The 5,268-nt window shown below is 34.6% G+C and carries 5 protein-coding genes; all 5 read left to right on the plus strand.

Annotation, left to right across the window (positions count from 1 at the left end; all coding sequences use genetic code 11):
* Positions 1-291 precede the first annotated feature (291 nt).
* Positions 292-1,227, plus strand: a complete 936-nt coding sequence (locus AC3WJF_RS22920) for an NAD-dependent epimerase/dehydratase family protein (RefSeq protein WP_492456394.1) — start codon at positions 292-294, stop codon at positions 1,225-1,227.
* 69 nt (positions 1,228-1,296) lie between these two features.
* Positions 1,297-1,914, plus strand: a complete 618-nt coding sequence (locus AC3WJF_RS22925; RefSeq protein ID WP_492456395.1) for a TetR/AcrR family transcriptional regulator — start codon at positions 1,297-1,299, stop codon at positions 1,912-1,914.
* Between the two features lie 57 nt (positions 1,915-1,971).
* Complete coding sequence (locus tag AC3WJF_RS22930; RefSeq protein WP_492456396.1) at positions 1,972-2,349, plus strand: DUF6262 family protein; 378 nt, start codon at positions 1,972-1,974, stop codon at positions 2,347-2,349.
* Between the two features lie 42 nt (positions 2,350-2,391).
* Positions 2,392-4,272 carry an ABC transporter permease subunit gene (locus AC3WJF_RS22935; RefSeq protein WP_492456398.1) on the plus strand — a complete coding sequence of 627 codons (1,881 nt, stop codon included), beginning with the start codon at positions 2,392-2,394 and terminating at the stop codon, positions 4,270-4,272.
* On the plus strand, positions 4,269-5,261 hold the full coding sequence (locus AC3WJF_RS22940; RefSeq protein WP_492456400.1) for a hypothetical protein: 993 nt from the start codon (positions 4,269-4,271) through the stop codon (positions 5,259-5,261). Before AC3WJF_RS22935 ends, AC3WJF_RS22940 begins: the two co-directional genes overlap by 4 nt.
* The last annotated feature ends 7 nt before the right edge of the window (positions 5,262-5,268 follow it).

Consider the following 5,268-nt stretch of genomic DNA (forward strand, 5'->3'; position numbering starts at 1 on the left):
TTAATGGAGTTTTTCGTATAGATTGTTAAAATCTAAAAAGTGATTTTAACCTGTTGTTTTTCATAATTTGTCCTAAATCCTAAGACTATAAGGTTTCAAGACATCTTTTCTTAAAAAGAAACATAAGACAGGAAATTTAAAGAAAAGAGCCTTAAATGGGAATGTTTTCTCAAGAATTTTTAGAACATTCATGAATATCATATAATGTCGAACATTGTGTTAAAGTATGGAATATTGCAAACTGACTAGTCGTTTTTGGAAGTGAAAAAAATTTTTGAAGAGGTGAAATCCATGAACATTTTAATTATTGGTGGTACAAGATTCTTAGGGCCATACGTCACGAAACAATTAGTAAACGAAGGACATCATGTAACGATTTTTCATCGCGGCCATACAAATACCAGCTTGCCAGAATCAGTAAGAGAAATCCTTGGCGATCGGAAACATCTATGTGATTTCCGTCAGCAATTTCAGAATTTAAATCTTGATGTAGTGGTTGATATGTTCCCTTATATAGAACAGGATGCAATTGATGTTATTCAAACGTGCTCAGCTATAACGAAACGTTTTGTAGCATTAAGTAGTGCAGACGTATATCAAGCATACGGGAAACTAATAGGATTAGAAACGGGCGATTTCACTACGGATGACATTTTTGAGGATTCTCCATTACGAAACGTCATTTATCCTTACCGAAGTATTTCTCAGGAGGATGAATGGCGATATCATTATGACAAAATTTTGGTAGAGCAACAATATATGCAGAAATGTTCTATTCCATCTACCATTCTGCGATTACCAATGATATATGGTCCTAATGATCGGCAATTTCGATTGTCACAGTATTTAACGACAATGAAATCTAGTAAGGAAATTATTCTTAACCCTATAGAGGCAAAATGGCGAACTTCACGCGGTTTTGTAGAAAATATTGCTTATGCTATCACTCTCGCAATCACTAATCCTAAAGCGTCCAATCGAGTTTATAATGTGGCAGAAGAGCATGCACTCACAGAGTTGGATTGGATAACAACCATAAAGCAACATTATCAATGGGATGGACGTATTTTGATTGATGACACTGCAAAAATATCAGATGGCTTAAATCCTGAACAGCATTTATCTATGAACAATACAAAAATAAGAGAAGAACTGGGTTATAAGGAAGTGATTCCGTTCAGTGAAGGAATTCAACAAACAATCAAGTGGGAAGTAAATAATGCCTAAGCGTAATTATAAGCTCTATTAGCATTACACACTTACAAACGAGATTCAAAAAATTATCGGGGGAAGAGAATGTCACCAATTGTTTCGGAAGAGTATAAAGAAAATCGCAAGAAAGCTATTCTAGAAAGTGCGCTAATCTGCTTTGCTGAAAAAGGATTTGAATTAGCGACCATCGACGATATTTGTGCTCAATCAGGGATGAGTAAAGGTTCGATTTATAATTATTTTAAAACAAAAGATGATATTTATATTCAGCTTATGAATGAAAAAACAAAAGCTAACTTTGATTATTTTCAAGAAAAGTTTAAAACCATTGCGACTGCAACCGAAAAAATGCGGTTTCTTTTCAAAACATATCGAGAAGTTACTTTATCTAAGGAATTTAAATATTTAATCCTCGTTCACGGTGAGTTTTGGCTATCTTCCTCCCGTAAAGAGGAAATACGGAACATTATGTTGCAAAGATATCAAAATATATATAGAAATTTTGTTATTACAATAGTAGAAGAAGGAAAGGATAATGGCGAATTTAAAGAGGATATAGATTCATCTGTCATTTCAACACTATTTTGGAGCGTTGTTGATGGAATTTGTTTGGATTATGCGGTTATAGGTGAAGATTACCCGTACTACAAGGTATTCCAAAACACAGAAGAAATGATTTTTACTTTAATATTAAAAACGTGAATAATTTTTTGTAATAACAATCTTTTTAAAAAGTAATTGGGAAGGGTGGGTACAAATATGAACGAGCATTTGAAACAGCTCCACGCATTAAAAAGAAAAAGAACCATTCAAAAAGTAAAAACGGCAATTGATTTACTAATTGACGGTAACGAAAAAATTAATTTTAACAGTATTTCAAAAGTTTCAGGAGTAAGCAAAGCTACTCTTTATAAAAATACAGAAATAAGAGCATTAATTGAAAAAATGAGAATACAAGATCCATCGCTACCTTCACTTCTCCAATTAAAGCGTGAAAAAGAAGAAAAGTATAAGAACATAATGATCACCGCATTAAAGAAAAAAATAAAAATTCTAGAAGAACAGAACGTTAAATTACGAGAAGAATTGCAGCAAACGTGCAAGCGCTTAGAAAAGCACCGAAATTCTGCTAGTTAATACATAGATTAATATATTTTATGGGTATCGAAAGGGGTTCTTATGAAACTTGTATTTCGTTTATTAGGTTCATTACTGATATGGGTAGTAACAGCCATACTCCTGATCCTAATTCTGTTACTCCCAAGAAATACAGCTCCCAGATATTTTGCGAACCAAGATATTATGACTTATCATTTTACTTGGAATGCTTACATTCAAAATATCGTACATTTTATTCGTGATTTGCCTCACGGAATGGGAATGACAAATTTACATGTGCCTGTTATTCATGAAATTGCGATTTTCGGTTGGAAAAGCTTTGTAATCCTAATTCCTGCATTGTTTTTAAGCTTTGCGATAGGAATCTATAAGGGAGTTTTTGATTTTAAACATAAAGGAAGAGTAGGGAAAATCGTTGGTAAAGGTACCACGTGGTTAGGGCAGTCTGTGCCAGATTTTTTTCTCATTTTTTTAGTCCAAACATTTATTGGCTATTTAATGCAGCATGGTTTTCCGAAAATGCGTATTTATGGTGATGAGCATTGGTACAATGTCTTTTTTCCTATCATCTTTTTAAGCATGTATCCGGCATTTGTGATAGCACGTTATACATCGCAAGCTTTAGAAGAACAGAGTGATCAAGATTTTATACTTACGGCTCGGGCAAAAGGAGTTCCAGACCAAGTGGTTCTTTGGCGCCATGTTCTAAGAAACTGTATGCCTAAGCTTCTGCAGCACTTTATGCCTATTGTTCTAACGCTTGTCTCGGGTATGTTTGTCGTAGAATTTTTAACGATGTATCACGGAATGGGAACCCGGTTAATCCAGGCGCTTCATATTCAACAATTTATTTCTGCGGGTACCCCAATGTCAATCGATAGTTCTTCGATAATTGGTTTTACCTTAGCATTTCTAGTGTTTTTCCTTATTGCCCAATGGACAGGACAAATTCTTAATCATTTCTTGGTTCCTGTTAAAAATAGTGACATGGACAGAAATATTCTTGTCCAGTTATTCAAAAGTCTTCTTCTTTGGAGCTGCATGGCTGTAGTAATTATTTTGATAGTGTTGCTCCCTAGAGACACAGAATCACATTTTGTGTCTGTGAGATCGGTTTTGTCCTACCATTTCGATTGGACTAATTATGGACAAAACATTTCACATTATATAAATGATGTGAAGGCACAAAAAAGTATCGGTACTACAGATTTTGATGAACCGGTAGAAACAGAAATATCCTTATATTTTAAAAGAAGTATTGTTATTCTTCTTCCTGGTTTAATCCTTAGTATTTTAATCGGGGTTTATAAAGGGGTTTTTGACTATAGGCACAAAGGAAAATTAGGGAGATTTTTCGGAAAAGGGGTAACCTGGTTAGGGCAATCTGTTCCCGATTTCTTTCTAATATTTTTAGCCCAAACAATAATATCCAGTGCGTTGAGAAAAGCAAATGCTCTTCCATATTTTCATATGTATGGAGATGAATATTGGTATAACATCTTTTTGCCAATTATCTTTTTGAGTATGTATCCAGCTTTTATTATTGCGAGGTATACTTCACAAGCTCTTGAAGAAGAAGACGAACAGGATTATATTAAAACCGCTCGTGCTAAGGGTATACCTGAAAGAGTTATCTTATGGAAACATATACTACGTAACTGTTGGCCAAAATTACTTCAACACTTTATGCCAATTGTGCTTACCCTTGTTTCCGGCATGTTTGTCGTAGAATTTTTAACCATGTATCACGGTATTGGGACAAGATTAATAACAGCTATAAAAATAAACACCACCATTTTTTCAGGGGATGTACTACATATTGATACTCCCGCGGTCATTGGGTTTAGCTTACTTTTAATGTTACTTTTTCTAGCAGCCCAATGGATCAGTCAAATACTAACCTATTTTCTTGATCCAAAACGAAAGGGGAGTAAACAATGAGAAAAATTCCATCTATTTGGTTCGGAATAATAGGCTGCAGTATTTTAGCCATTTTGTTCGTTTTTGGACCCTATTTACCGAAAGTTGATAAAACCGTTTCAAGCCATAGTTATATTATAGGATCTGGTGGTAATTTAGATTTTATGTTACCACCGTTTTCTCCAAGCAAAGAATTTCCGTTAGGATCGGATAAAAAGGGACGAGACATCTATAGTGCTCTTATTATGGGAACGCGTGGAACATTGACAACAGTGTTCACGATTTCTATTTTTACTTTTTTATTTGCCATCCCGTTTGGCGTTGCTGCAGCACACTTGAATCCGGTACGACGTTTTCTGCAAGGATGGAATTATTTATTCTCGCGGTTGCCAGTATTTTTTTATATTATTATTTTGTCGACGATCCCTTTTTTCATCTTTTCGCCTCATCGAGCAGCATGGATGATTACTTTTTTTATCATCCTCGAATTAGGAAAGGTTGGGGAGGTCGTTTATAAAAGTGTAAAGCTTATTCAAGAGACTACCTATTATGAAGCTGGACTTGTTACAGGTTCTAAACCGTTTGGATTGTTGAAATGGTATTACTGGCCGGGATGTTATCCGCAATGGGTTGCTTATTTTGTACAGCATCTGGGTAGTGTTTTGTTTTTACTGGGGCAGCTGGGTTTATTCGGTATATTTATATCCCAGTCGCTTTCACAAATTGATGGTGGAGCATATGAGATTCAAAATTCAGCACTTGTATGGCCAATGTTTTTATTTGATGTAACCATTGATATGGATGCATTCCCTTGGGTCCCATTATTTAGTTCGTTGATGATTACCTTATCCATGTTTTCTTTTATTTCTTTTGGGGAAGGAATACTAGAGTATAATTTAAGAAAGCAGAGGGGATTAATTGTCCAAAGAAAACCATTTTTCTCCCGCTTTAAAAAGGAGAGCAATACAGATATTTTGAATCCAAAAGGAAAGGAAAATATTAATTATTAATCTATGA

This window comes from Heyndrickxia sp. FW510-T9 (assembly GCF_058781025.1).

Coding starts and splice junctions, on each gene's coding strand:
- AC3WJF_RS22925 (WP_492456395.1), top strand. CDS start 1,297: ATGTCACCAATTGTTTCGGAAGAGTATAAAGAAAATCGCAAGAAAGCT.
- AC3WJF_RS22935 (WP_492456398.1), top strand. CDS start 2,392: ATGAAACTTGTATTTCGTTTATTAGGTTCATTACTGATATGGGTAGTA.
- AC3WJF_RS22930 (WP_492456396.1), top strand. CDS start 1,972: ATGAACGAGCATTTGAAACAGCTCCACGCATTAAAAAGAAAAAGAACC.
- AC3WJF_RS22920 (WP_492456394.1), top strand. CDS start 292: ATGAACATTTTAATTATTGGTGGTACAAGATTCTTAGGGCCATACGTC.
- AC3WJF_RS22940 (WP_492456400.1), top strand. CDS start 4,269: ATGAGAAAAATTCCATCTATTTGGTTCGGAATAATAGGCTGCAGTATT.